This window comes from Paraburkholderia strydomiana (assembly GCF_031456815.1).
In the GTDB taxonomy this organism is placed as follows: domain Bacteria; phylum Pseudomonadota; class Gammaproteobacteria; order Burkholderiales; family Burkholderiaceae; genus Paraburkholderia; species Paraburkholderia caledonica.
Genome location: NZ_JAVDVL010000019.1, coordinates 67563 through 93831 on the forward strand (window position 1 = coordinate 67563; position 26269 = coordinate 93831).

At 63.3% G+C, this 26269-nt stretch carries 23 protein-coding genes; 5 read left to right on the top strand and 18 right to left on the bottom strand.

Annotated elements, in window-relative coordinates; genetic code table 11:
- Window positions 1-34: 34 nt before the first annotated feature.
- The 8 genes from J2W46_RS31710 to J2W46_RS31745 form a co-directional block, all read right to left on the bottom strand.
- Entirely contained in the window at window positions 35-3184 is a 3150-nt protein-coding gene (locus tag J2W46_RS31710; protein WP_310359435.1) for an error-prone DNA polymerase, read from the bottom strand.
- A 6-nt stretch (window positions 3185-3190) separates the two neighbouring features.
- The gene (locus J2W46_RS31715; RefSeq protein ID WP_310359439.1) at window positions 3191-4672 is read right to left on the bottom strand and encodes a Y-family DNA polymerase; all 1482 of its coding nucleotides are present in this window, start codon (window positions 4670-4672) and stop codon (window positions 3191-3193) included.
- Complete coding sequence (gene imuA, locus J2W46_RS31720; protein WP_027779232.1) at window positions 4602-5309, bottom strand: translesion DNA synthesis-associated protein ImuA; 708 nt, start codon at window positions 5307-5309, stop codon at window positions 4602-4604. The genes J2W46_RS31715 and imuA overlap by 71 nt, the downstream gene beginning before the upstream one ends.
- A gap of 217 nt (window positions 5310-5526) precedes the next feature.
- On the bottom strand, window positions 5527-6144 hold the full coding sequence (locus J2W46_RS31725) for a superoxide dismutase (RefSeq protein ID WP_208459217.1): 618 nt from the start codon (window positions 6142-6144) through the stop codon (window positions 5527-5529).
- Window positions 6145-6385: 241 nt separating this feature from the next.
- Entirely contained in the window at window positions 6386-7741 is a 1356-nt protein-coding gene (locus tag J2W46_RS31730) for a hypothetical protein (RefSeq protein WP_310359442.1), read from the bottom strand.
- A gap of 42 nt (window positions 7742-7783) precedes the next feature.
- Window positions 7784-9934 (bottom strand): HrpF/NolX family T3SS translocon protein, encoded by a 2151-nt coding sequence (locus tag J2W46_RS31735; RefSeq protein WP_310359445.1) that lies wholly within the window; start codon window positions 9932-9934, stop codon window positions 7784-7786.
- A gap of 26 nt (window positions 9935-9960) precedes the next feature.
- Entirely contained in the window at window positions 9961-10203 is a 243-nt protein-coding gene (locus J2W46_RS31740; RefSeq protein ID WP_020070002.1) for an anti-sigma factor family protein, read from the bottom strand.
- Window positions 10204-10299: 96 nt separating this feature from the next.
- The gene (locus tag J2W46_RS31745; protein ID WP_310359449.1) at window positions 10300-11262 is read right to left on the bottom strand and encodes a phage tail tip lysozyme; all 963 of its coding nucleotides are present in this window, start codon (window positions 11260-11262) and stop codon (window positions 10300-10302) included.
- A 391-nt stretch (window positions 11263-11653) separates the two neighbouring features.
- Here J2W46_RS31745 and J2W46_RS31750 point away from each other — a divergent pair, with 391 nt between their 5' ends.
- The 3 genes from J2W46_RS31750 to J2W46_RS31760 all read left to right on the top strand — a co-directional run bounded on the left by J2W46_RS31750 (window position 11654) and on the right by J2W46_RS31760 (window position 12970).
- Entirely contained in the window at window positions 11654-11866 is a 213-nt protein-coding gene (locus J2W46_RS31750) for a hypothetical protein (RefSeq protein WP_310359452.1), read from the top strand.
- 8 nt (window positions 11867-11874) lie between these two features.
- Window positions 11875-12372, top strand: coding sequence for a lytic transglycosylase domain-containing protein (locus J2W46_RS31755; RefSeq protein ID WP_310359454.1), 498 nt, complete (start codon window positions 11875-11877; stop codon window positions 12370-12372).
- Between the two features lie 166 nt (window positions 12373-12538).
- Window positions 12539-12970, top strand: a complete 432-nt coding sequence (locus tag J2W46_RS31760) for an HrpB1 family type III secretion system apparatus protein (RefSeq protein ID WP_087751653.1) — start codon at window positions 12539-12541, stop codon at window positions 12968-12970.
- Window positions 12971-13066: 96 nt separating this feature from the next.
- On the opposite strand, the gene sctC is transcribed toward J2W46_RS31760, so the two are convergent.
- The 10 genes from sctC to J2W46_RS31810 form a co-directional block, all read right to left on the bottom strand.
- Window positions 13067-14851, bottom strand: coding sequence for a type III secretion system outer membrane ring subunit SctC (gene sctC, locus J2W46_RS31765; protein WP_310359456.1), 1785 nt, complete (start codon window positions 14849-14851; stop codon window positions 13067-13069).
- A 52-nt stretch (window positions 14852-14903) separates the two neighbouring features.
- On the bottom strand, window positions 14904-16349 hold the full coding sequence (locus tag J2W46_RS31770) for a helix-turn-helix transcriptional regulator (protein ID WP_310359458.1): 1446 nt from the start codon (window positions 16347-16349) through the stop codon (window positions 14904-14906).
- A 214-nt stretch (window positions 16350-16563) separates the two neighbouring features.
- Window positions 16564-17415, bottom strand: coding sequence for a type III secretion system export apparatus subunit SctT (sctT, locus tag J2W46_RS31775; RefSeq protein WP_310359460.1), 852 nt, complete (start codon window positions 17413-17415; stop codon window positions 16564-16566).
- Complete coding sequence (locus J2W46_RS31780; protein WP_310359463.1) at window positions 17412-17906, bottom strand: type III secretion protein; 495 nt, start codon at window positions 17904-17906, stop codon at window positions 17412-17414. Before J2W46_RS31780 ends, sctT begins: the two co-directional genes overlap by 4 nt.
- The gene (gene sctN / locus J2W46_RS31785; protein ID WP_310359466.1) at window positions 17903-19297 is read right to left on the bottom strand and encodes a type III secretion system ATPase SctN; all 1395 of its coding nucleotides are present in this window, start codon (window positions 19295-19297) and stop codon (window positions 17903-17905) included. Before sctN ends, J2W46_RS31780 begins: the two co-directional genes overlap by 4 nt.
- Complete coding sequence (sctL, locus tag J2W46_RS31790) at window positions 19294-20073, bottom strand: type III secretion system stator protein SctL (RefSeq protein ID WP_310359468.1); 780 nt, start codon at window positions 20071-20073, stop codon at window positions 19294-19296. Before sctL ends, sctN begins: the two co-directional genes overlap by 4 nt.
- Window positions 20058-20849, bottom strand: a complete 792-nt coding sequence (locus tag J2W46_RS31795) for a type III secretion protein HrpB4 (RefSeq protein WP_310359471.1) — start codon at window positions 20847-20849, stop codon at window positions 20058-20060. The genes sctL and J2W46_RS31795 overlap by 16 nt, the downstream gene beginning before the upstream one ends.
- Window positions 20846-21604 carry a type III secretion system inner membrane ring lipoprotein SctJ gene (sctJ, locus tag J2W46_RS31800; RefSeq protein ID WP_310359509.1) on the bottom strand — a complete coding sequence of 253 codons (759 nt, stop codon included), beginning with the start codon at window positions 21602-21604 and terminating at the stop codon, window positions 20846-20848. Before sctJ ends, J2W46_RS31795 begins: the two co-directional genes overlap by 4 nt.
- A gap of 59 nt (window positions 21605-21663) precedes the next feature.
- Window positions 21664-22056, bottom strand: coding sequence for a hypothetical protein (locus tag J2W46_RS31805; protein ID WP_020070016.1), 393 nt, complete (start codon window positions 22054-22056; stop codon window positions 21664-21666).
- A gap of 54 nt (window positions 22057-22110) precedes the next feature.
- The gene (locus J2W46_RS31810) at window positions 22111-22728 is read right to left on the bottom strand and encodes an HrpB1 family type III secretion system apparatus protein (RefSeq protein ID WP_310359475.1); all 618 of its coding nucleotides are present in this window, start codon (window positions 22726-22728) and stop codon (window positions 22111-22113) included.
- Window positions 22729-23038: 310 nt separating this feature from the next.
- Here J2W46_RS31810 and sctU point away from each other — a divergent pair, with 310 nt between their 5' ends.
- The gene (gene sctU / locus J2W46_RS31815; protein WP_310359477.1) at window positions 23039-24115 is read left to right on the top strand and encodes a type III secretion system export apparatus subunit SctU; all 1077 of its coding nucleotides are present in this window, start codon (window positions 23039-23041) and stop codon (window positions 24113-24115) included.
- Between the two features lie 39 nt (window positions 24116-24154).
- Complete coding sequence (sctV, locus tag J2W46_RS31820) at window positions 24155-26263, top strand: type III secretion system export apparatus subunit SctV (protein ID WP_027804952.1); 2109 nt, start codon at window positions 24155-24157, stop codon at window positions 26261-26263.
- Window positions 26264-26269 lie beyond the last annotated feature (6 nt).

Consider the following 26269-nt stretch of genomic DNA (forward strand, 5'->3'; position numbering starts at 1 on the left):
GAACGTTGACGACCTCGCGAAGCGCACCAACGTCTCAGCAAAAATTCCTGCTAACGGAATGCAGCCCGCCCAGCAGATGCGACATATCGACGAGCCGTTGTGCGACCAGATGCCTGACCTCGCCCTGGCATTGCCATACTCCATACACAGCCAGCAGCGACGCACCGAGCGCTTCCTTGCGTTGCTTCTCGAGCAGGCTTGGCCACACGATGACGTTCACGTTGCCCGTTTCGTCTTCGATCGTCACGAACACCACGCCTTTCGCGGTGCCGGGACGCTGCCGCACGGTGACAAGACCGCAGCCTCGCGCAAGCCGGCCGTCGCGATAAGTGCGCAGCGTCGCAGCCGGCATCAACCGGTTTGCCAGCAACTGCGGGCGCAAAAGTTCCAGCGGATGGCGCCCGAGCGTCAGACCCACTGAGCGGTAATCCGCAACGATGTCGTGTGCTTCGGAGGGCGCGCCGAGTTCGGGCGTTTCGTCCTCGACGGCCGCGATTGCAAGCATGTCCTTGTCCGGCACGGCAGCGACCGACTGCCAGAGCGCCTCGCGCCGGTTGCCGGCAAGCGAGACCAGCGCATTGGCGTCCGCCAGGATATGCAGGTCCCGGCGATCGAGCGCCGCGCGACGCGCGAGGTCTTTCGCGCTTGCGAACGGGCGCACCGCACGCGCATTCTCAATCCGCTCGGCTGTGCCCTCCTTCATGCCACGTAGCAGCGACAGGCCCAGACGCACCGCAGGCCGTGCGGCATCCGCAATACGCTCAAGAGACGAGTTCCACCCACTGATAGTCACATCGACTGGCAGTACGCTGACACCATGCCGTTGCGCATCCTGCACGAGTTGCGATGGCGAGTAAAAGCCCATGGGCTGGCTGTTGAGCATGGCGGCCAGAAATGCCTCGGGTTCGTGGCATTTGAGCCAGCTGCTCGCATACACGAGCAGCGCGAAACTCGCGGCATGACTCTCCGGAAAACCATATTCGCCAAAACCTTTTATCTGTTCGAAGATGGCTTCCGCAAACGCAAGGTCATAGCCCCGCTCCTGCATGCCGAGCACAATGCGGTCATAGTATTTGCCGAGACCACCCTTGCGTTTCCACGCCGCCATCGCGCGCCGCAACTGGTCGGCTTCGCCCGCCGTAAAGCCCGCGGCGAGAATCGCGACCTGCATCACCTGCTCCTGAAAAATCGGCACGCCGAGCGTGCGGCCCAGCGCGGTCTCCAAATCCTTGCTTGGATAGGTGACCGGCTCAAAGCCCTGGCGACGGCGCAGATAAGGATGAACCGCACCACCCTGAATCGGACCCGGCCGCACGATGGCCACTTCGATCACCAGGTCGTAGAACGTTCGAGGCCGCATGCGCGGCAACATCGACATCTGTGCGCGCGACTCGATCTGGAAGACGCCCACCGTGTCGGCGGCGGAAATCATGTCGTAGGTTGCATCGTCTTCTGAGGGAATGTCCTGCATCTCGAAGCGCTCGCCGCGCTGCTCCGACACGAGGTCGAGCGTGCGCCGAATGGCCGACAGCATGCCGAGCGCAAGCACGTCGATCTTGAGCAGCCCCAGCGATTCGAGGTCGTCCTTGTCCCATTGGATGACGCTGCGCTCTGCCATCGCGGCGTTCTCAACGGGAACGAGGCGCGTGAGCTTGCCCCGGCTGATGACGAACCCGCCCGAATGCTGCGACAGATGCCGCGGAAAACCATACAGTTGCGCGGCGAGCGTGGCCCACGCGCGGATGAGCGGCGTTTGCGGGTTCAGCCCGCATTCCTCGAAGCGCTTCAGCAGGTCCGCGCTGTTATCGAACCAGTGATGCGACTTGGCGACCGCATCGACTATCTGCATATCGACGCCGAGCGCCTTACCCGTTTCGCGCAAGACGCCACGCGCACGATACGTCGAGACCGCAGCGGCAATCGCCGCGCGGTCGCGACCGTACTTGCGATAGATGTACTGAATCACTTCTTCGCGCCGCTGATGCTCGAAGTCGACGTCGATGTCAGGCGGCTCCCCGCGCTCTTTCGAGATGAAGCGCTCGAAAAGCATGTTGCCGCGCGCGGGGTCCACTTCCGTCACGCCGAGGCAATAGCAGACAGCCGAATTGGCCGCCGATCCGCGTCCCTGACACAGAATGTGCTGACTGCGCGCAAAGCGGACCAGGTCATAGACCGTCAGAAAGTACGGTTCATATTGCAGGTCGGCAATCAGTTCAAGCTCGTGCTCGATCTGCTCCTGCACGTGGTGCGGAATGCCCGACGGAAAGCGCCGTTGCGCGCCGATGTACGTCTCCTGCCGGAGATAGGCAGTCGGCGTGAAGCCGGGCGGTATCAGTTCGTCGGGATACTCGTAGCGCAGTTCGTCGAGCGAGAAGGTGCAGCGCGCGGCGATGTCGACGGTCGCGGCAAGTGCCTCCGGCGAATACAGATTGGCCAGCCGCAGCCGCGAGCGCAGGTGCTGCTCCGCATTCGGCGCAAGCTCGTATCCGCATTCATGAACCGGCTTGCCGACGCGAATGGCGGTTATCGTGTCCTGCAGCGGTTTTCTTGAACGCACGTGCATGACCACTTCGCCGAGTGCGACCACCGGCACGTCCCGGTTGCGCGCGACGAATTCGACCGCGCCGCGGTGAATGTCGTCCATCGCCCGCTGATGAAGCACGAGGCCCACCCACGCGCGTGCGGGAAAGGTCTCGTCCAGCCATTCGACCTGGGCATCGAGCACATCTTCTTTTGCCGGGAAGGTCGGCACGAGAATGGCCAGGCAGTCCGGCAGGCCCAGCAGGTGCCGGTATTCCTTCTCCGGTCGCGACAGGTCCTGCGGCGTGAGCCGGTATTCGCCCTTCGGCGCGCGCGTACGCGCCAGCGTGATGAGTTCGGACAGATTGCCGTAGCCCTCGCGATTTTTCGCCAGCAGGATGAGTCCGAATGCCGGCGAGCCGTCGGCGTTCACCAGACGAAAGTAGGAGCCGACGATAAACGGCAGCTTCGCTTCTTTCGCCGCGACGTGCGCACGCACCACACCGGCAAGCGAGCACTCGTCGGTAATGGCAAGCGCCGAGTAGCCCAGTTGCGCGGCGCGCTCAGCGAGTTCCTCGGCGTGCGACGCGCCACGCAGAAACGAAAAATTGGAGAGGCAGAAAAGCTCGGCATACGCCGGCAGCATGCTGAAGGTGGCATCCATGGCGCGTCATCCGAAAAGGCCATGAAGGAACCACCGCTGGTCTTCTTCGGCGTCGCGGCTGCTGACACGTTCGCGGTAAATCCAGTAGCAGCTCTGGTCGTCGGCCTGAGCGACGAAGTAGTCGCGCGTCACGAGTTCGCCGTCGAACCAGCCCGCTTCGATACGCTCCCCCGGCGACACCATGCGCAGCGGCGAGCCATAGAACGGACGATGCTGGCGCATTATCAAGCGCACCGGCGTATCGAGCATCCACGTGGGCCTCGGCAAGCCTTCCGGTATGACTGCGGGCTTCACCGGTTGTGTCACCGGCACCCAGCAGTTGGCGACTTCCGGCCGATGGTCGGGACTCGGCGCGGGCCGCAGCACGTTCTCGTCACCCAGCCGCGCGACCAGCAGTTCGAGTAGCCGTGCATGATCTTCCTTTGAGCCGCCGGGCTCGGGAAAAAGCGTATCGGAAGCCGGCGCAGCAGACTCCACTTTCGAGGCGTCCAGACGCAATGCGATAACCGGCGCGGTGAGCTCGATGCGATGCAAGCGCTCCTTCAGCAGCCTCACCAGGTGTTCTTCACGCCACGTTGGCTCGCCGAGGGCAATGTCGATGGTGGTGGGTTCGATGGCGTCGCGCCCCCGCTCGTGCTCCAGCAACAAACGTATTGCGGTGACCGCCAACTGCTTTGCGCAGAGCCAGCCGCACAACTGCACGATCAGCCGATGCGCGCCGAACACGGCGCCGTCCGCATGTTCGAGCCGGTCGGGCATTTCGATGCGCGCGGAAAACGTGGGCGGCAATTCGAGCCAGTCGAAGAGTTCCGGTGCGGTGCCGAATGCGCGGTCGAGCGAATCGAGCAGGTGTTCGCCGCAGCGCCGCTGCAAGCCGGCGCGCGGCAGCCGGCGAATGTCGGCGATGGTTTCGCAGCCGAGCCCCGCGAACCAGTCGGCGAACTCGCGCACCTCGGGGACCGCGATCATGGGCAACGCGGCGAGACGCTGCTCGAGCGTGGACAGCTTCAGCACGCGCCGCGCGCCCCGCCCCTTCGCATATCGCGCCAGCAGCCACGCGCCCTGGCCGGTCGGCGCGGCGCTCACGCGCGCGGTGAGACCGAGCGTGGCAAGCAGCGCCTTCGCCTCGCGGCACAGCGCAAGCAGTCCGCCAAAGAGGCGCAGGCTCGCGCCTATTTCCACGACGACGGTCGCCTCATCGAGCAGCGCGACTTCGGGCGAAAAGCGCATTAGCGCCACGCCGACCTCGCGTTGTGCGGACTGCTCGCGGGCGAAGTCGCGTTCGTGCATGTCCGTCTCGGGCGACAGCGTGAGCACGCCACCGCGTTTCATGCCGAGCCTCACTCCGGCCGCGCGCGCGACGCTGTCCGCAATCACGACCTTGTCCTTCTCGAGCACGACACTGCCGTGAGCGGGCTCAGGCGACCACTTCGGCCTGAAAACTTCGAGCGGCAACTTCGGCAGGTGAACGGCGAGGAAGACGCGCATGTCGTGACAGCAGAACAGGAGTGGGTTGAAGGGGAATCGACAGGGGCTCCGCGCGCGAGGGCCCTCGTCGTTTCACGATGTCGACGGTCAGGCCGTCGGCAGATGGTTTGAGCGCCAGCCGCAATAGCGCCGGCGACGCGTCCTGAGCGCTCGCGAGCGGCCGCACCATGACGAAAAGCGTCTCCGACGACTGCGCCGCCAGATGCAGGCGCCGAAGCGACGAAGCCTGCGCATACTGCGCCCAGAAAATCAGCGCACCGCAACTGCCGGCACGCAGAATCTGTTCTGCCGACCACAATGCGTCCGCCGTTTTCTGCGCCTTGACGCGCAGCACCTGCTCAAGCGACAAGCCGATGTAGCTGAGACCGAGGCCGTCCGGTGTATGCGGGGGCTGGACGAACGCAATGGGCCGGTTGCCCGCTGCACTGAGTGCCGGACGTAGCAGCCGCAGCTCGCCGACACCCGGCTGCTGCACGAGCAGGTCGACCAGTGCGCCCACTGGCCAGCCGCCACCGGGCAGTTCAGCCGATAGCGCCGGATAGCCGGTGTCGACCACCTGCCCCCGGCCGCGCGCAAGCTGGGACGCCCGCCACAGGGACGGGTGTATCGCTTCGGGCGGTGGAGAAGAGGCAGTCATGGACGAAAAAACCTGTATGGATGTACAGTATCCTACACGGATTTTCGCGACGGGGAACAGGCACTTTTTTTGGGAACGAATGGAAGGACAGGTGTGTACCCAAGCTCGTGGGCCATCCATTCCAGAGAAAACGCCATACAGCAGGCACTTCCCGACGCACACCGCCATTGCGGCGATGTGCGGTCTGAATCTCAATGAACGGGCTACAGCGTTGGGATCAAACCCGATCCAGATTCGCCGAAGCAAACGCCCAGTTCAAATGACGCGACACGGTCGCGACCAGGTAATCCGGCCGGCGATTCTGATAATCGAGGTAATAGGCGTGCTCCCACACATCCACCGTCAACAGCGGCGCCTGACCGCGCGTGAACGGGGTTTCCGCATTGCTCGTCTTCACCACCGCGAGTTCGCCTCGATCGACCACCAGCCATCCCCAGCCGCTGCCGAATTGCGACGCCGAAGTGGCCACCAATGCTTTGGTCAACGCTTCCGTGGAGCCGAACTTGCGCTGGATCGCCGCCTGCAGCTTCTCGCTCGGCGCGCTCGCATCCGGACTGAGCGAGTTCCAGTAGAAATTGTGATTCCACGCCTGCGCTGCGTTGTTGAACACGTCGACGAGCGCCGGCTGATCGTGCGACTGCATGATCAGCTCTTCGAGCGACGCATTGGCGAGCGGCGTGCCGGCCAGCAGCTTGTGCAGATTGTCGAAGTACGCACGATGATGTTTGCCGTAGTGAATCCCGATCGTACGCGCCGAGATAACCGGTTCGAGCGCGTTGTCCGCCCACGGCAACGGCGGCAGAGTTTGCGGCGACGCGCCGAGATACGCCGGCACCCCACGCGAGCTTGCAGCCGTTGTAGCGGCCTGCGTGCTCGCGCCGAATGACATCTTCGAAAGCAGCACACCGACTGACGCCAGCGATCCGGTTGCCATCAGACGACGGCGCGACAAAGACGATTTGAGCATGTTTGAAATCCCCAGTAATGTGGCGCGGCGCTCATGATGTCCGCCGCACTCACACAACATTCCACGCTATCTGGCTATTCCATCGCGGCGGGGAATTATTTGCCCGCTTCTAACGGGACGATTGGGACGATTGGGAGCCTTGCGGCGCGTCGCTCTGCTGCTTCGCTTCGGTCTTCTGCTTCGTGTCGATCTGCTTCGTGTCGGTCTTTTGCTTCATGACGCGCTTCTGCTTCGCATGGAGCTTCTGCTTCGCATGGACCTTCTGCTTCGCAGCGAGCTTCTGCTCGAAGAGCGGCTTGCCGAATTCGAACGCCTTCGTGTAATCCGCCGTGTCCGGTTCGTCGTCTGTCGGCGAGCGCGGGATGTTGTCGGTTCTGCCACTCGTTACCGGACGTATGTCGAGCTTCAGACCCGACACCTGGCGCTTGACGGTGTCCGCGACCTCGCCGATGACAGCGGGCGTCACAGCACCCATCGGCTCGACTCCGTGTGTCGCGAACTGCGTGCGCAGGCCACTATCGGGCGTGAGAAACAGCGGACCTGCCGGGACCTTTTGCTCTTCGTCCTGATATTCCGTCAGCTCGTCGCGTTCGTTGAACCACAAGACGCAACCAAGGCACGGCGGCTTGGAACCCGCGGCGCGACCTTCCTTCAACATCTCGGGATAGTTCTTTTCGATCGTCAGCCTCACACTGATCTCGGCGTGGTGCCGGGACGGGTTGTCGGTCACGGTCAGGACGACATCGGGATTTTCGCCGAGCCAGTTGAACAGCTTCTGCGCGCGGCGCAGCTTGTCGTCTGTATTGAGCAACAGCGACGCGCCGCTTTGCGGCGCAGTACGAAGTTTTTCGGCAATGAATTCGCCGAGATGGTCCCTGAGCCTGGCTGCATCGCCGTAACGCTTCTGGAGCTTCTCGTTCGCTTCGCCATTGTTCATCGACATCACAATGCGATTGCTCGCACGGGACGCAACGGCCTGCAACTCGGTTCCGTGCAACTTCGGATTCCCGTCCAGAATGAAGCCCGCGAGTCGCGTCGAAGTCCGTTGACTATCGGAGTCATTCCTCGAGTATTTCCACTGCTCCGCAACGTCTTCTGGCGCGACCTTCGGGGCGCCGCCCTGGGTCTGCAAGCTCCACGCACGAAGTCCGCCGGACTTCACAGCGCCGGTTATCTGCTCGTGGAGCAACTGCGCGTTGTCGTCGGGCTCGATGCGCGGCCCGGACTTCGACGCTCGTACTTTAAGCGGCCCAGGTGACCCGTTGCTTTTATCCGGCAAATTTGCCAGCGCCGCCGACGGCTCGCGCGCACTGCGCGGCTTCGCTCCTGACGACTGCGCAAGCGGTCTGTCACCGGCCGCTTTATCCGTCACCTCACCGGTCGCATTAGCGATCGCATTAGTGGTCTCACTACTGTTCGCCCGCCCGTCGGGCACCCTGTGATCCAGGGGAATCCCTTTCAGCATCGTCTTTCTCCAATCGGCGTGATCTCGCGGTGCATCGCTTTATCAGGCCGCGCCCGGAAGATTCAAATCGTCCTTGTGATCGTCGTACTCGGTTCCGGCAACTTCCTTCGCGCCGTCCTTGGCGATCTGCTTACCCGCTTCCTTCGCGGCCGTTTTGTTGATCACACCTTTGTTGGCCTGATACGCCGCGTTCAGTGCGGCCGACTCCGCGCCCTTGAGCGCCGTGCCCGCACCCGGCACGGTCAGCGCGCCGAGGGCCGCGCCGCCTACATCGAAGCCGGCCTTGATGCCGGCCTGCTTCATGTCGCCGCCTTCGAGCGCGGTGTCGGCGAGTTCGTAGCCGCTCGAAAGCGCCTGCGCGCCAACCGAGCCCGCTGCCGCCAGCTGGCTGATAAGCGGAATCTTGAGATCGGCGATCACGCCGAGCACCTTCGACACAACACCCTCGATCTTCGAGGCGATCGTGAGGAGTCCGTGCAGGAAGTCCTGGAACTGGCCGCCCTTCTTTGCTTTCGTGTCCGGCTGGTCGGCTTCGCCGTCCTGCATCGCGGCGACCGCGTTCGCGTCCTCAGCGCTCGACGGCGCCTGGGTCGCGTAGGTCGGCGCGGGCGTTTTGTTCATCGTCGAGGTGAATTTGTCGAAGTCCTTTTTCGAAATCTTGCCGTCGTCGGCGGCGTGGAAAAACGAGCCGCTATTGCCGTGCAGCGCGTTGTCCATCATGCCGAACAGCATCGGATCGTTGAGCAGCTGCTTCGCGGCTTTCGCGACGTCGGGGTTCGGATCGTTCGACAAGGTCTTGAGCTTGTCCCGCGTCAGGTTGCCGTCCTTGAAGAACGCGTCGGAATTCGCCTGCATCGTTTTCACGGTGGCGGTTTCGTCTGCATTCAATTCGACGTTCGATGAAATCGCGTCTTCCAGCTTGCCGCGTTTGACCTTGCCGTCGGCGTTGCCTGCGAGCTTCTGCCAGTCGTCCGGATGATCGAGGTAATACTGGGCGGCCGCGATCACTTGAGGCGGACGCTTGCCCTCGCTGCCCGTTCCGTCGACGATCTGCTGCAACGAGTCCTTCGTCACCGGGTCGGGCAGGTTGTCGGAATAGCGATACAGCTCGCGCTCGGCGTCGTTAGCGGTCATGGGGCGGCCCTGCTTCGCGCCGCTGGTGTCGTCCGACGGAATGTAGTTCTTCTCGAACGAACTGGCCTGCTTCTGGTTCATCGCGATCAACGTGGGCGAGTTCGAAAGCGCTTTCACGTCGCCGCCACTGAACTTGCCGTCCGTCTTGCCGTTCTTGCCCGAGTCCAGCATCTGCTGCAAGCCGGGATCGTTCTTTACCGTTTGCAACGCCGCCTTCAGATCGGGCGGCGTTTTCGGATCGTTGATCTTCTTGTCGAGATCCGAGAACTTGAGCGTGCCGAGTTCGCCCTCGTGACGCTGCAACACGTTGAGCGCGTTTGCACGATCCGGCGACGCTGCCAGTTGCTGGTCCGCGAGCGTGCGCTTTATGTCGCCTGCGATGAACTTGCCGTCCGACTTGCCGTTCAATGCGCCGTCGAGTTGCTTCTGCAAGTCCGGATCGTTCTTCAGCGATTGCAGCGCCTGCTTGAGGTCGGGCGGCGTCTTCGGATCGTCGATCTTCTTGTCGAGATCGGAGAAGCTCATCGTGCCCAGTTCCTTCGAGTGCGCGTCGAGCACGCTCAACGTGTTCGAGCGCTGTTGGGCGAGTTGCTGAGCCTGCTGTTCTTCCGGCGTGGGCGCGGGCGATGCCGGGGACGCGCTCGAGTCGGCGTCGGCCGCCGCTGTATTGGCGGGCTCGGGTTGCGCGGCGACGGGCGCGGCCGCGCCGCTGTCATCGCCGGCAGCGTCGGCGCGCTGACCGTCCGCCGGTTGCATCGCATTGCGCAACATGGGTCCGCTCGCGTTCGGCTGAGCGCCGCCCGCTTGCGCGAGATTGCGCAGCACGAGTCCACGCGGCACGGTCTGGCCGTCAGGGGCGCCCGGCGCCTTGCCTCCAGCCGACGACGCATGCTTCAAACCCGTCAGCATCGCGCTGAACAATGCCTGCATTTCCGCCGACCCGGCGTCCTGCGTGTCGGCCGGCGCGCCGTTTCTCAGCGCCGCCGCTTCGGGCGTGCCAACATCGCTCGCGGTGTCGGCCTGCGGCGGCGTGGTTTGCGTCAGTACGCGCATATTCATTGTTAGCTTTCCTTGATGATTTCGGGTTATTGGCCGGACTTGCCCGCACCGCGAACAAGCAGTTCGATTCGCCGCGCGACGTTCGCGGACATTGGCGGCAGATGCTGGCGTGCAAAAGCCGCCTGCAACGCTTCATACTGTCTTCGCAGCGCCGCCGCCCGCGTCTGAAGCGCGGGGCGCAGTTGCAGCGTGATTTCGAACGCGTACGAAGCGTCCGCGGACAATTGGCCGTCCAGATAAGACATCAGCAGCAACTCACTTGCATACATAGCGCCGTTCCAGGTCGGACCGAAATAGCGGGATTGACAGGCGCCGGCCGTTCAGCCCCGCTGCCGTCCCGACTGCGTTGCCGCGCGGCGAGACGGTTACGCCAGAATCGTCGAAAGATTCGCAAGCCGTGACGCCATCTGCGGATCGCTTGGATGCTCGAACGCATCGGAAAACGCCTCGGTCGCGGCTTGCGGCGTCTTCGCGTTCTTCACCGCGTCGATCGCGCCGCGTTGTGTCGTTTCCAGTTCCTGCTTGAGGAAGCCGTAGTTGGCGACCTGGCTCGACGGATCGAGCGGCGGCTTCTGGCTTGCCGCGAAGTCGAGCAGACCTTGCTTGCGCGAGCCGCCCCACTGCGCGATTCCGTAGCCGTTGGCGTTGTCGTCGGCCATGTTGCCGCTCGGCTTGCCGATCGCGCCGCCCTGGTTGATGCCGGAGTTCATACCCCCGCTCTCATGCCACAGATTGGCGACGACGCCGGCCGCCTGGTCCTTCGTCAGCCCGAAGTCTTTCTGCAAATTGGCCATGTAGGCGTCAGCAACCTGCTTGCTTTGTGCAGGCGTGTTTGCAGTGGTTTGCGGCGCAGTGCTGAGACCGGTGCTGCCGTTATTGAATGGGGCACCCGCTGCACCTGCTGCGCTCGCGGCGGAATTAGCGGCAGGCGCAGCAGACGACGCACCGCCGGAAGCCCCGGGCGCTAAAGCCCCGGCCTGGCCTGCGGCGCCTTCATGCGCAGCGCCGAGCCCCGCCAATACGTGATGCCCGCCGTGATGCCCGCCGGTCCCCGCCATGCCCGAACCCTGATCCTGAGCGTCGTCGCTTTGCTTGAGCAATGCGAGCAGATCCTGCATGAACTTCGCGACGTCGTTGACCTGGCCATCCTGGCCCGCGCCGTTGCTGCTCGCACTGCTCGCGGAATTGCCGCCGTCGAGCAGGTTGGCGATATCGCGCAGCAGATTGCTGACGTCCGAGCCGTGCGAACGATCGTTGTCGGCATTGGGCAATCTGTTTGTCGACGTGCCGACGAAGTAATTACCGCTCGCTGTAGATATGGGATTCATGGCGTTCTCTTCTCTCGATGAGTGACAGACGCGTGACGCTCGACAGCGCCGCGTTTGCATCAAGATAGATTTCCCTCGCACGCTGTTGCGTAGCGCGTGCGAAGCCGCATGCAGTGCGCCGAACCTGCGCGCCCGCAATCTGAAAATCGCCTGCTTCGAGACGGCCCGAGGCGATCCTAAGCGACTTGCGATGCGCGCTTCGCACGGCCGTGGTGCCGCTTCGCGTTACGTCATGCACGAACGCTGGCAATGAGTATGGTGGAGTTCTCCATGTGAATCGCTCATCTTGAGCAACGCTGTCATGTTCATTCGCCGATTTTGTGTTTCTTGTGCCTCTTGTGCCTCTTGTGCCGTCCATTGCGCTTCGTTGTTCACCGGCGCAGCCCTCTTGATGACGTTTTCGGTTTCGACGCAAGCAGCCACCGGGTTCGTGCGTGTCGATGCACAGTACGACGCCGTGGCGGAGCGGCATCGCGAGGAACGGTTGTGGGAAGAACGTCAGCAGGACGCGCGCCGTCAGCAGGCAATTCACGACGACTATCGCCACCGCAGTGAACGCGCGCAGCGCGCTCACGCCGCAAGCGAACGCGGACAACTGGATTGACGCCGCCCATGTGCCTTCTAAAACCGCGCATGGCCGGCGCCGCCGTTTGTTCGCTCGTCATGTTTGCAGCAGCGCCCGCATATGCCGATTGTTTCGACGAAGCCGCCGCGTATCAGCACGTCAATCCGACTATCCTGCGTGCAATCGCCTGGCAGGAATCACACTATCGTGCGGACGCGGTTCACAAGAACGCAAACGGCTCGATCGACTACGGTCTCATGCAGATCAATTCGATCCACCTGAGCGCGTTAGCGCGCTACGGAATCGGTCAGGAAGCGTTGATGACGCCGTGCAAGAACGTCTACATTGCCGCATGGCAATTGCGCCGGCAGGTCGTCAAATACGGCAATACGTGGGCCGCTGTTGGCGCGTATCACTCGGCGACGCCCGCATTACGCGACGACTACGCGCGTCGTATCGCCGCTATCGTCGAACGCTGGAGCATGGGATCGACATCGGTATCGGCATCGGCATCGGCATCGGTATCGGGAATGCCGGCGCCTTGACGTGCCGTCATGCGTCGAGCATGCGCTAAAGCCGCGGTTGCACGCGGCCCACTTCGTGGCAAAGCACGACGCTTCGCGCAATCCGCTTGTCGCGGCGGGCCGCGTCGCACAATGCAAATGGACGCACCACGCGAATCGTTTGTTCCTTCTTCTCTGTGAAACCAGCATGCCGACCATTCAATGCAGCGCCACCGTACTCGACGCTTTCCTATCCGTATTTTCGGGCGGCATGCGCATCGGAGCGCAGGCCGATCTCGACGACATGTTGCTCGCGTTGCGAACATGGCAGCCCGATTCGCCGCTCGCCGACGTACTCGAAGCGCGTCTGCATATCAGCCGCACGGACTGGCGAGAAGCGGCGCAACTGCTGCGTCAGGTGAGCGACCGGCACGCGGGTCTGCCGATCGTATCGGCGTTGCACGGCTTGTGTCTCTTCATGCTGCGCGACGACGAATGGCGGCGTCTCGGCGCGCAGGTTCTGGAGAGCGGCAATCAGACAGCGATCGCTATCGTCGCGCGGTTTCTCGGCGTGACGATCGAGCCGGGCGCGCACCCGTCGCTGCTCGCCGAGCGTGTGACCGAAGCCGTGCACGCCTGAAGCACCGGAAAAAATGCCGGTGTGACGCATATCGCGCACAACCGGCATTCAGCGTTTCGTTCCTGCATCCGTTACCAGAACTCGGTCAGGACTCGATCAGAACTCGATCACGCGCGGCGAAAGCAACACCAACCGTTCCATATGGCTATTCTGTTTCTGCCGATAGCGAAACAGTCCGCCCAGAAACGGTATCTTCGACAGGACCGGCACGCCCGATTCGCCATTGGTCTGGTTATCGATCCGATATCCGGCAATCAGCAGACTTTGCCCTTCCGTTACAACGGCTTCCGTGTTGATTTCGCTGGTGGCAATCTGAGGAATCTGGTCGGTGGTTTGTCCGAGCACGATCTGACCGTCCTCCACATGCACCTGCAACTTGATTTGCGTCTTGCCTTCGTCGTCGGTGACCATTGGCAGCACCCGCAGTGTATTGCCGACCGACACGCTGAACAGATCGCTCGACGTGAACCCCGCTACCTTCACGAAGAAGCGCGTTTTGTTGTCCATGACCGCCTCGACGTTATCCAGCGTCGCGACCTTCGGGCTTGCGTCGACGCGCGCGAGATCGTCCTGTTCGAGCGCATTGACGCGCGCGAGCAGATAACGCCCCGCATCGCCCACCACCGCTGTCAGCGACAAGCCCGCCGGCGTCACGTTGGCAATCGTGTTGCCGTTCGCGTCGGTTCCCGTGAACGTCGGATTCAACTGGCCGTTGAAGCTGTTCGCACTCGTCACGCCGTTGCCAGTCTGAAAGTCGACGTGGCTGTTGTGAGCGCGCCAGTCCACGCCGATCTGCTTGAGCGCGTTGTCGTTGATCTGAATGATGTTCGCCTCGATCTCGATCATGCGGCGCTTCACGTCGAGCCGGTCGATGAGCGGCTTGTACTGATCGACACGTTGCGGCAGATCCCGCACCAGCACCGAGTTCGTGCGCGGGTCCGCAATGATGACCGGCAACGAGCCCGCGCCGTCGGGTAGCGCGGCCGTGGACGGCGCGCCTCGTCCGCTCGCGTCGTTGCCGTTGTGCGCGCCTTGCGAAGGCGCGCCGACGGGCCCTGCCGCGTTCGGCAATGGCGCGCCGAACAGACCCGGCAACGGCGGATTGACGCCCGCGTTGTCGGGATACGGCGAGCCGCCGGAGGTTCCACCCCGCACGTCCGCCATCGCGTCGACGGGTCGCACCGAAGGCGTCACATCCGGCGTCGCGCCACGCGAGTTGCCTTTCTTGTCGCTATCGTTTTGCGGGTGATACAGGCTCGACAGCACGCTCGCCACGCCAGGCACGATCACGGTCTTGCCGTCGATCACCACTTTATGATCGTCGGCCCAACCGTTTTTCAGCGGATACACGCGGACCTCGCTGCCGGTGCGTCGATTCGCGTTCTGATCGATGCGCGCCGCCACGTCGCTCACGAGTGACAAGAGCCGGCTCGGTCCGGTGACCAGGGCAACGCCCTGAACCGGGTCGTACACAATCGGAAAGCGGTCGGTTTCGAGGCCGATCTGCTTGAGCGTCTGACGCAGATTTTCCGTTCCGGCGAAGTCGAGGTTGATGACTCGCGTGGAGACGTCATTGGCCGCGCTGATCGACAGCACGCTGCCGTCGTAGAACCACACAAAACCGAAGGTCGCGGCCATCGTGTCGATGAACTTGCGCGGCGGCAAGTTGAAGCGGCCCGACACCGTGCCCTGGATATTTGGCGCAATGGAAATGATGATGCCCTGGCTCGCCGCGAAATCGCTCAGTACATCCTTCACGTCCTTGCTTTCCACAGAGATCTGCACGAGACCCGGCCGCCATTTGATCGGCGCAGCGTGAGCGGTAGTGAGACAGAGAAGCAAAGCCGCGCCGATTGCACAGCGACCTAGTTTTGATTTCATGATGTTGTGGAAAGTCGGTGATTGAGATGACGTGCAGGCGTAATGCACAATTTCAGCGATTGAGCGTGTCGGAAGGTGCTTCGTTGAATTGGCGCCGATATCCGTTGACGAGGGTCGAGCGGTTACTCACACCCCACTTGCTGGCGGCTTCCAGAATGCCGCGCTCGCTGCCGCTCGCGGCTTGCAGTTCCGCGCGAATGCGCTGCATGCGTAACTGCCGGATGATTTCGCTCGGCGTCGAGCCGAGGCTGTTCTTGAAGGTGCTTTGCAACGCCCGGTCGGTGACACCGATCTCCAGCGCGATCTCGCGTATCGACAGATCCTTGCGTTCGAGATTCGCGACGAGAAAGCGATACGCGCGCCGGTATTTCGCCGGCAGGCGAGCGGCGATGTCGTCCAGTTGTTCCGGCGGACGCGCGGTGCGCTGCGTGTATTGCGCAAGCGCCCCGGCCTCGTCGCGCACGCAACGCAGCGCGTTGACCGCATAACGCGCGTAGAGCGTGAGCGACTCGCCGTTGCGGCCTTGCAAACGCCGCAACTTTGCCAGCCCATACAGATATTCCAGTTGACGATGCCCTTGCCAGCCGCGGCTCTCCGCACTGAGCAGATTGATGATCGACTCCGCGAGTTGCGGCACACCGCCTGCGAGACTCGCAAGCATCATCTCGAGACGCGCTGCGCGCTGATACGACGTCAATCCTTGCGCCGCGGCCCAGTTCAGATGCTCGTTGAGCGTGCGTTCCGCGTCGCGGCCGCCCTCGGCCAACGCATGCAATTGCTCGAGAAACTCAATGCGTCCACGCAGCAGCGGCGCTTTAACGCCCGCTGCGGCCCGCCGCATCAGCGCGGCGGGCACCGACACCACCGAGCATTGCGCGTCGCCCGCGAACCCCGGTTGCCAGTAGCCGTGATCGGCAAGCTCGGCGTGCGAGCGCAGTTCGCTTTGCGTCGTCAGATCGAAGCGCACGGTGTCGATCAGATCGTGCCAGCCGGCCACGTTGTGAAACTGCGCGGCGTCGCTAGTAAGAAGGTTTTCGAGTTCGTCGAGTGCGAGACCCGCTTCGCGCAAACGGCCCAGATCGAACAACACGCAGAAGGTGCCGAACAAACCTTCGAGACGCAGCGCAGCGTCGCCGCCCGTATCTTCGACCACGCGTGTGAAGCACGCCATCGCCGTACCGAGCCGATGACGGAACAACGCCTGCCAGCCCGCATTTCGGCACGACGCTGCTCGCATCTGCGAGCGCGATGCACGCATTTTCTTCTGTGCCTGGCGAAACGATTCGTCGGCGTCGAGTTCCATGCCGAAGGTCATGTTCAGGTCGCCCTGCAATTGCAGCCATGCGGGCAGAATGTCTTCGTCGCACGATTCGACGTGGCGCGAGATCTGTGCCGACGCCGCTAGAATCCGGCCCCCGGCGATCATGTCATAGAGACCCGCCGGCGCCGCCGACGATGCGAGAACGGATACGAGAGGAAAGTAAAAGGTTGAAAACATGGCTTGCTCCGTAACAGGTCTTCAAGCGGACGTCGCGGCATGGAAATGCTTAGGCATCTTGATTATCTGCGCGCCGGACTTCGGCGACATCGTCAACGCCTTGCGACAACGGAGGTCAATTTAACAAAGCTGGATTCGCCAATTCTCAATAATCAGAGGAAAACGGTGATTATTAAAAATAGTTGAGAATTGGCGTGTCGCCGCGAGCGCGGCTTTACCGCAGCGGCCGTGAAGGTACGGTGGCGGGCGCATCCACAGATGCTTTCGTCTCGCCCCGAGCGAGCGCTTCCAGGCTGGTTTTCAACAGACGCAGGTCGAGCTGATCTCGCACTTGCGTCACGAAGATGCCGGCGAACACGGCCATCATCAGCACGGCCACTGCGCCTTTTATCGGCTGGCTGAGCGCGCTGAGTTCGAGTTTCTGCGCCGATTTCGACGCGAGGTTCACGCCCATGTCGATCAGCAGCAGCACGAGCAGCATCGGCGCCGCAAGTTTGGCAACTGTTTGCATCAGCGTGTCGGTCTGGTGCATCACGAATGCATCGAGCACATTGACGGACGCCGGAATGGACGCCGAAACCGGCCACCACTTATACGACGCATACAACGCTTCCAGCAGAAACTGCATGCCGCCGAGCGACCAGAACGCGACCGTCGCGACCTGACCGAGCAGCGTGGCTGAAGGCGTGGATTGCTGCGATAGCATCGGGTTCTGCAACTGCGCGCTGTTAAAGCCGGTGAGATTGTCGAGATAGCTGCCCGCGCCTTCCGCGACCCAGAACACCGTCGACGCCGCAAAGCCCATCACGATGCCGATAAAGGTTTCGCGCAGACCGATTGTCAGCAGAGTCAGGCCAGTGAGCGACGCGCCAAACGAGTCCGGCTGACCCGCCGCGACGAACATGCTGAAACTGAGCGCGACGCCGTTGCGCACAACGCCTTGCAGCACGCCGTCGGAGGTGGGCGGAAACAGCGTCATCAACGCGAACAGACGCAGCGAACACACGCCCCACACCGCCAGATACTGCGAGAATTGCAAACCGTGTTCGAGCAGATACGCGTTCATTTGCGGCCCAGTCGCGCAAGCGCCATTTCTTCGGTCTCTTCGTCCTCGGCGTCGGCGGCAATGCCATCCAGCACCGCTTCAAGCTTTTTCACGCGCTGCTCGCACATGTCGATGCGACCGCGATTCTGCGCGATGTCGCGCCGCGCGGCGGCGATCTCTTTGTCTTTCGCGGCGATTGCGGCGCGCGCTTCGTTCAGTTCCGACTGCGCGTGCGCGAGCCGTTCCTCGAGCGTCTCCGTATAACGGCGGATCGACGTGAAGTTGTCGATCGAGAACGGCTCGGCGCCGGTCATCATCGCCGCGATGCGCTGACGATACATGCGCACCACGGCGTCGAGCTCCGCGTGCCGTTGCGCGGCCGCGTCGGCTTGCGCGCAACACGCGGCGCGCTCGTTCTGCCGCTGGGCGAGCGCGCCGCGCAAGGCTTCGTCCAACCGCTCGCGCCGCGCGCCCGACCGCTTGAGTGCCGTGATCTGCCGCTGCGCGCTCATACCGCCTGCCCTTGCGCGAGTTCGTGCAACGCTGCTTCCGTTGCGGCGGGATCGGCGTAGGAGTCCGTCGCTTGTGAGAGAAACGCTTTCAGTGCGTCGATCTTTTCGATCGCTTCGTCCGCGAGCGCATTCGTGCCGGGCTGGTATTCGCCGATCTGCAACAGCATCTCGACCTCGCGGTGTTTCGCCAGCAGCTTGCGCAATCGTGACGACGACGCCATGAATTCGCGCGACACGACCTGCGGCATCACACGCGACAAACTGCCAAGCACGTCGATGGCGGGATAGCGATTCTGCGCGGCGATCTCGCGCGACAGAATCAGATGGCCGTCGAGCACGCCGCGCACTTCCTCGGCAATCGGGTCGCTGCCGGAATCGTCCTCGGCGAGCACCGTGTACAGCGCCGTGATCGAGCCCGTCTCGCCCATACCCGCGCGCTCCAGCAAGCGCGGCAGCTCGGCGAAAATCGACGGCGGAAAGCCGCGCCGCGCGGGCGGCTCGCCGGCCGCGAGCCCGATTTCCCGGCCGGCTCGCGCAAAACGCGTGAGCGAATCCATCATGAGCAGCACACGCTTGCCTTCGTCGCGAAAGTGTTCGGCGATCGCGGTCGCCACATAAGCCGCCTTCGATCGTTCGATCGACGAACGGTCCGACGTCGCGCACACCACGACCGAGCGCGCCATGCCTTCAGGGCCGAGAATCAACTCGACGAATTCGCGCACCTCGCGGCCACGTTCGCCGATCAGCGCGATCACGTTGATGTCGCATTGCGCGCCGCGCGCGAGCATGCCGAGCAAAGTGCTTTTGCCGACGCCGGCCGGTGCGAAAATGCCCATGCGCTGACCTTCGGCGAGCGTCGTCATGGCGTCGATCACGCGCACGCCGGTTGCCATCGACGCCTCGATCATGCGGCGATTCATCGGGCTCGGCGGGTCCGCGAAAATCGGCCGGTAACGGTCGATGTCGATCGGCCCGAGTCCGTCGATCGGCTCGCCAAGCGCGTCGATCACGCGGCCGAGCAGTTTGTCGCCCACCTTGATCGACAGCGGCCGGCCGAGGCCGACCACCTGTGTCGAGCGCGACACATCGGACAGGCGCGAGAACGGCGAGACGAGCGCGTAATCGCGCGTGAAGCCGATCACTTCACCGTGCTGCATCAGCCGGCCGCCGGGCGCGCGCAATTCGCACAGTTCGCCGAGCTTCAGGTCGATGCCCGCCACCTTGATCAGCGTGCCGATCACTTCCACGACCTTGCCGACCTGCCGGATCGACACGCTCGCGAGAATTTCCCGTTCGATCGCGTCGCTCAGTTGCCGCAAACCCGCGCCGCCCAGCAGGCCGTTGTGCGTGGCCGCGGCTTTGTCGCGCGCATGTGTTTCGAGTTCGATCATGCGCTCCGACCCTCTTCAACAGGCAAGGCTTGTGCGGGCGCCGCAACGGATTCATCCACCGACGCCCGCAACGCACGTTCGACCGCCGCGCGCAGCGTGTCCAGTTGCGTCGACAAACCGGCATCGACAATGCCGACATCGGACTCGCATGTGCAGCTGCCGGGCGCGAACCGCTTGTCGCCGAGTACGCTCAACGCGACGGGACGGCCCAGCTCGCGCCAACGGCGCTCCAGATCGCCGAACGCCGCGCGCGCGGCGTCGAGATCGCCAGGATGCACGCTCACGCGCAGATAGGTCGAGCCTTCGACAATCCGGTCCACAGCACCCAGCGCCTGCGCGAACAACGCCTGCGCACCCTGCCCGCCGACGATCTGCTCGACCGCCAGCATCACGATTTCGGCCATGCGCTTGCTGAGTTGACGCTGTAGACGGTGAGCGTCGTTGCTGACATTCGCGACCTGCTGGAGCCAGTCGGCGAGCCCTTGCGCCATGCCGTCGCGATAACCCGCCTCGGCCGCGTCGGCGCGTTCCCGCGCCGCTTCGGCCACGAGCGCGGCGGCTTCCGCGCGTGCGGCCTGCAATAGCTGCTCGCGCTCAACCTGCGTGGCTGCAAGAATCGCCTGACGCTCGGCTTCGGCGCGCCCATAGACATCGTCGACGCTCGCCAGCATGCCGAACGTCTCACGCGCGACAATGTCCTCGTTCACGCCATAACGTGTCTCGCCGAGCGCGTCGGTTGCATCCGCGATACGTGGATGACTCAGCCAGATAACCATGGATACTCCGGCAAAAACTCCGCAAGCCGCGCGTGCAGAACACCCGCTCCGCTTTCGTCGAGCGCGGCGGGCACGGCATCGAGCCACGCCGCGTGCTGCGCGTCGTACGGCAATGCGAAGCGCAGCAGCGCGCAGGGCACGTCGCCGGCTTGCGGCTCGCGCGCGAGCAATGCGTAGCCCTCCAGCGCGAGTTGCGTATGTTCGAGCGACTCCAGCGACGGCACCGCCGCCGCGCCCAGCACGCGCGTCAGATCGGGCGCTGCAAGCGTGTCCGCAGCGGTCGAGCCGGTGATGCGATCGAGCGGACATCCGGCCCATTGCGCGAGCCGCACACGCGTGTTTCTATCGATCAGACGACGCACCTGCGCGCGCCGCAGCAGCAGCGCGCGGATGCACAGCGCGGCAAGACCTTGCTCGATCGGCAGTGCATCGAGCCGCGCCGCCGGCACGCCGATCAGCCGTTCGAGCGAGGGCGGCGCAAACGGCAACGCGCGCATCAGCGCAAGCGATACGTCTTCGCACGGACCGTGTCGCAGCCGTTCACGCAACGCAAGCGCGTCAGCTTCGCCAAGACCCAATGCGCGCGTCAGCCAGGAACCGTGGACCCAGCGAATCGCCGTGCGCAAGTTGTGCTCATAGCTCGCAAGCATGCCCGCCAGATGTTCGGCGTTCGGCCCGAGGCGAACGTGGCCGCGATGGAAGCCGTGCAGTAAGCCGGCGCGGGGCGCGCGATGGGAGGCGACGTGGGAAGCGACATAGGAAGCCGGCATGTTCATGCGGAGCGCCGGTCCTTGCGGCCGAGTCGCTGCGACAAAGCACCGGTCAAATTCGACAGCGGCCCGAAGCGCCGCTGCAACGCGTCGCGGAACGCGAAGCCGAGCGCGAGGCCCACCAGCACGACTACGAGCAGCCCCGCGGCAACCCACGGCCAGACTGAACCATGCGTGTCACTGCGGCGGCTCAGATCGACCTGATCGGCTGCCACGCCGGTCACGCTGACCTGTTCGTACGACAAGCCTTCCACACTATGCACGACCAGATTCTTGATCTGCGGCACGAGCGAGTTGAGCGCAAGACCCGGCCGGTACTTGATGAACACCGACGCCGACGACGGCTTCACTTGCTGCGCGAGCGGATCGTTGTTCGGAATCACGATCTGCACGCGCGCCACCAGTACGCCGTCGATGCGGGACAACGTGCCTGACAGTTCCTGCGACAAGCCGTAAATGAACCGCACGCGTTCTTCGGTCGGCGTGGAAACCAGACCGTCCTTCTTGAACAGGTTGCCCAGATCGTCGAACTTGCTGTGCGGCAGGCCGTTGTCGCGCAGTACTTCCATTGCGCGAACCATGTCGTCGTCGCTCACTTGCAGTGAGTAGGTCTTGCCGCCATCCGCCGTGGTCTTCTCCGCGCTCACGCCGCGCTCCAGAAGCGCGACCGTCATTTCGTTCACGTCCTGCTCGCTCAGATTGCCGTACAGCTCCTTCTTGCAGCCCGCGAGCAACGCACATGCAACGCACAATACGACCATCGCCGCGCGGCGCCAGCGCGCGTAGTGCCATGGTCCGAATGCTTCAGCCGTGAACATGGTCATTGGTTCTTCATCAAGGTTTCCGCCGACGACTTGGACGACGTCACCACGGCCATCTTCGCCTGAAAGTCGAACTGCACCATCGACAGATTCAGCGCGACTTCCGAGGCCTTAGCAATTGCCTCCGTGGGCGCCATCGAACTGGATTGCTGGCCGAACTGCGCCACTTCCTTGAGCGCGGCTTCCATCTGGCCGTCCTCGTGCGAGATCGCTTCGACGAGCTTGTCGTTTGCGGCATGCGCGCCGCCTTGATCCGGCGCGACGCGCTCCTGCTGCATCAACGCCTGGAACTTCGCGGCCGAGTCAGCGCCGGGCGTCTCGGCGCCATTGCCGGTCTTGAACGCTTCCGAAATCGCCTTGGCAACCGAGTCGTTGCTGATGGACAGGCTCATGTGAATACTCCCGCGTGAACTGTGAGCGAAGTGAAACGACGCGCGCGCCGCAAATCAGGCACGCAGAAAACCCATCTGCTGGAATTGCGCAGCGTTCTCACGCGCAGGCTGCACGGCCGACCTGGCGTGTTCGGCGGCGGCTTTGGCTTCCTGCTCCTCCGCCAGCTCGCGATACGACTGCGGCAACACAAACTCGCCGCCGCGATAGCTTGCGCGCGCGGCGAGCAGGTCTGCGCGCACTTCCAGCGCGCGAATCAGCGAACGCGTTTCGGGCGTCGTGTCGCCGGCGAGCGCTTCATCGGCCCATTGACGCCAGTTCGGATCGCCCTTCGACGCGAGGCAGTAAGCGAACATCGCCTTCGCGTAGGAAAAGGACGGCGCCGCGTGAATCACGTCGCGCAGCACCTGAACCGCGTCGTCCCAACGGCCATGCACGATGTACAGCACGCCTTGCAACGACTCGATCTCGCTCACTTTCGGACGCAGCGCGCGCAACGCATCCAGCACGAGTTCGATGTCGGTCGTATCGCCGCGCACCGTCGGGAAATGGCTGAAGAGCCCGACCGACACCGTTTCGATGAGCGCGGAAATCACGTCCTGACTGCACTGCAGATAGTCGGCCTGGCTGACCGACTGAGAGAGCTGGGCCGACTTGGGCTGGTTTGCGAGCATGGTGTTTGACTCCGTGTGTTCGGTGATGCTTCCAGTGAGCGAAAGGTAGCAGCGCAAAACGCGGCGGCTCACGCCGCGAGCGAAGCGATCAGCAGCATTGCGAAACGGCGCGCGATGCAGGCACAACTCGGAGCGCTACATCGGGCACGACACGGCACGCTCACATGGCGGTCGCTTCGCGCGCCGATGTCCTGCTTCGTATCGCGCCAATAGCGCGAGACATGTGCTGCATAGAATCGAGCCGCGCTATGGCTGCATGAACACGCCGTACGTTCGGGCTCGCCCGTCTCCCCTTCACTGGACCTCTGCGATGAGCGACGACAAAACCGAAGAGCCAACCGAAAAGAAGCTACGCAAGGCGCGAGAGGAAGGCGACGTCGCGAAAAGCGCCGACGTCGCGGACGGCGTGATTCTCGCGGCCGGCGTACTGATGCTCGCGGCAGCAGGCGATTCGATGGTCGACGCGATGCGCGCAGGCGTGCAAGACGCGCTCCGCTTCGTGAGCGGGCCGCGCGACATGGATACGCTTTACGTGACGTTGCACGTGATCGGCTCACACGTGATCGGCGCGATTTTGCCGAGCATCGGCGCGGCGGTGCTCGCCGCGATCGTCGCCGTAGGCGCGCAGGTGGGCGTCGTGATTTCGATGAAGGCCGTGTCGTTCAAGTTCGACGCCATCAGTCCCGCCGCCGGCGTGAAAAAGATCTTCTCGCTGAAATCTCTGCTCGAATTGCTGAAGATGGTCGTCAAGGGCGCAGTACTCATGATCGTCATGTGGAAAACGATCGAAGGTTTACTGCCGCTCGTGATCGGCTCGCTGTTTCAGTCGGTGCCGCAACTGTCGCGGCTCGCGAGCGGGCTGATGCTCAAGATTCTGGGCACCGCCGCCGCGCTGTTCGTGATGTTCGGCGGCGTCGACTTCAAGCTGCAAAAGTTTCTCTACATTCGCGGCAAGAAAATGAGCAAGGACGAGATCAAGCGCGAATTCAAGCAGGACGAAGGCGATCCTGTGATCAAGGGCGAACGCAAGCGGCTCGCGCGCGAACTCGCCACCTCCGCGCCGCCGCGCAAAGTGTCGGCCGCCAGCATCATGGTGGTGAATCCGACGCACTACGCCGTCGCAGTGCGCTACGCACCCGACGAATTTCCGCTGCCCGTCGTGATCGCGAAGGGTATGGACGAAGCCGCGGCGCAATTGCGCCGCGAGGCGCAGATATACAACGTGCCGATTGTCGGCAATCCACCGGTTGCGCGTGCGCTTTACAAGGTGGAGATCGACGAGCCGATTCCCGACGAACTGTTCGAAGCCGTCGCGGCGATCCTGCGCTGGGTCGACTCGATCGGTCTCGCGAAGCAAAGCCAAAGTATGCAGACACCCGCCGCGTAAGCACTGTTCGCGGCTCTTGCTGGACTCACCACATTCACCATGCTCAAGACGCTAAAACTCCCTGTGGGCGGCGAGATCGGGATGCTGTTCCTGATCATCGCGATCCTCTCGCTGATGATTCTGCCGCTGCCGACCTTCATGATCGATATTCTGGTCGGACTCAATATCGCGGCAAGCGTAACGCTGCTCATGATCACGCTCTACGTGCCGAGCGTGGTGTCGCTGTCGGCGTTCCCCTCGCTGCTACTTTTCACGACGTTGTACCGCCTTTCGCTGAGCATTGCATCGACCAAATCCATTCTGCTGCACGCGGAGGCGGGCGAAATCATCGACAGCTTCGGCAAGCTCGTGGTGGGCGGCAACCTGGTGGTGGGCATGGTCGTGTTCATCATCATCACGCTGGTGCAGTTCATCGTGATCGCCAAGGGCTCCGAACGCGTCGCCGAAGTGGGCGCGCGGTTCACTCTCGACGCGATGCCCGGCAAGCAGATGAGCATCGACGCCGATCTGCGCGCCAATCTGCTGACCTCCGACGAAGCGCGTCACAAGCGCGCGACGCTCGCGCTCGAAAGTGCGCTGCACGGCGGCATGGACGGCGCGATGAAGTTCGTCAAGGGCGACGCCGTGGCAGGACTCATCATCACGGTCATCAACATCGTGGCGGGACTCGCGGTGGGCGTCGCGTATCACGGCATGACGGCGGCGGAAGCGGCGAACCGCTTCTCGATTCTGTCGGTCGGCGACGCGATGGTCGCGCAGGTGCCGGCGCTGCTGCTCTCCGTCGCGGCCGGCGTGATGATCACGCGCGTCGCCGACGATCGCGATGAAACGCAACGCTCGCTCGGCGCGGATATTGGCCGGCAGTTGATCACGAGCCCGCCCGCCCTGTTTTTCGCGGCGGTGCTGCTGCTTGCATTCGCCGCGGTGCCGGGCTTTCCGTGGCTGCTGTTCATCCTGCTGTCTGGCGTGCTCGCGTTCGCCGCATACCGGTTGCAAAAGAGCAAGCCGTCGCGCCAGTTGCACGACGGTGAATCCGTGCGTTCCATGCAACGTGTCGGCGCGAAAATCGAAACGCCCGCCATCGCGACGCATCCGCCCGCGTTCACCTGCGCGCTCGGCGTGCGGATCGCGCCGGATCTGGTCGCGCGTCTAAGTCTCGCGGGACTCAACACGTCGTTCGAAGCGGAGCGTGAGGTACTGCAGGAAGAGTTGGGATTGCCGTTTCCCGGCATCACGATGTGGACGTCCGACCGCCTCGCAGCGTCCACGTGCGAGTTCCTGATGCACGATGTGCCTTATCTGACCGTGGAAATTCCGCCTGGAAAAGTGGTGTTGCCGACGCTGCCGCTCGCGCTCGCTCGTGAGGCGAGCGGCATTGGCGAAGACCGGCCTGGCGACGCCGAATTGCGCGCGCTCGCACCCAATTGCGAGCAACGCGCGCCGCTCGACGGCAGCAGTCAGCCGAGTTACTGGCACGACGAAAAAGGCTTGCCCGCAAAGACCGAAGCGTGGCGCGCGGAACAGGTGATCGCGCATGTTTCGGTGCGGCTCTTGCGGCGGCACGCGTCGCTCTTTCTCGGCGTGCAGGAAGTGCAGTGGATTCAGGAGCAACTCGGCATCGACTATCCGGGTCTGCTCGCGGAAGTGCAAAAGGTGCTGCCGCCGCAGCGTATCGCCGACGTGCTGCGCCGTCTGCTCGAAGAACAGATTCCGATCCGCAACGTTCGCAACATCATGGAAAGCCTGATCGCGTGGGGACCGAAAGAGAAGGACATGCTGATGCTGACCGAGTATGTGCGCGGCGACCTCGCACGCTTTCTCGCTCATCGCGCGACCCAGGGCGCGAAGGTGCTACCCGCCGTGCTGCTCGACGGGCCGGTCGAGCAGCATATCCGCCAGGCGATCAAGCAGACGCCCACCGGCAACTACCTCGCGCTGCCGCCCGACGAAGTGACCTTCCTGCTCGACAGCATCGAAGCGTACGCAGGAACGATTGCGCGCGACGACATCGCGCTCGTCACGTCGATGGATATTCGCCGCTATGTGAGGCGCATGCTCGAAGGCAAGCTCGACTGGCTCAACGTGTATTCGTACCAGGAGCTTGGCGGGCTCGTGGAATTGCAGCCGATCGGCCGCGTGACGGCATGACGCGGT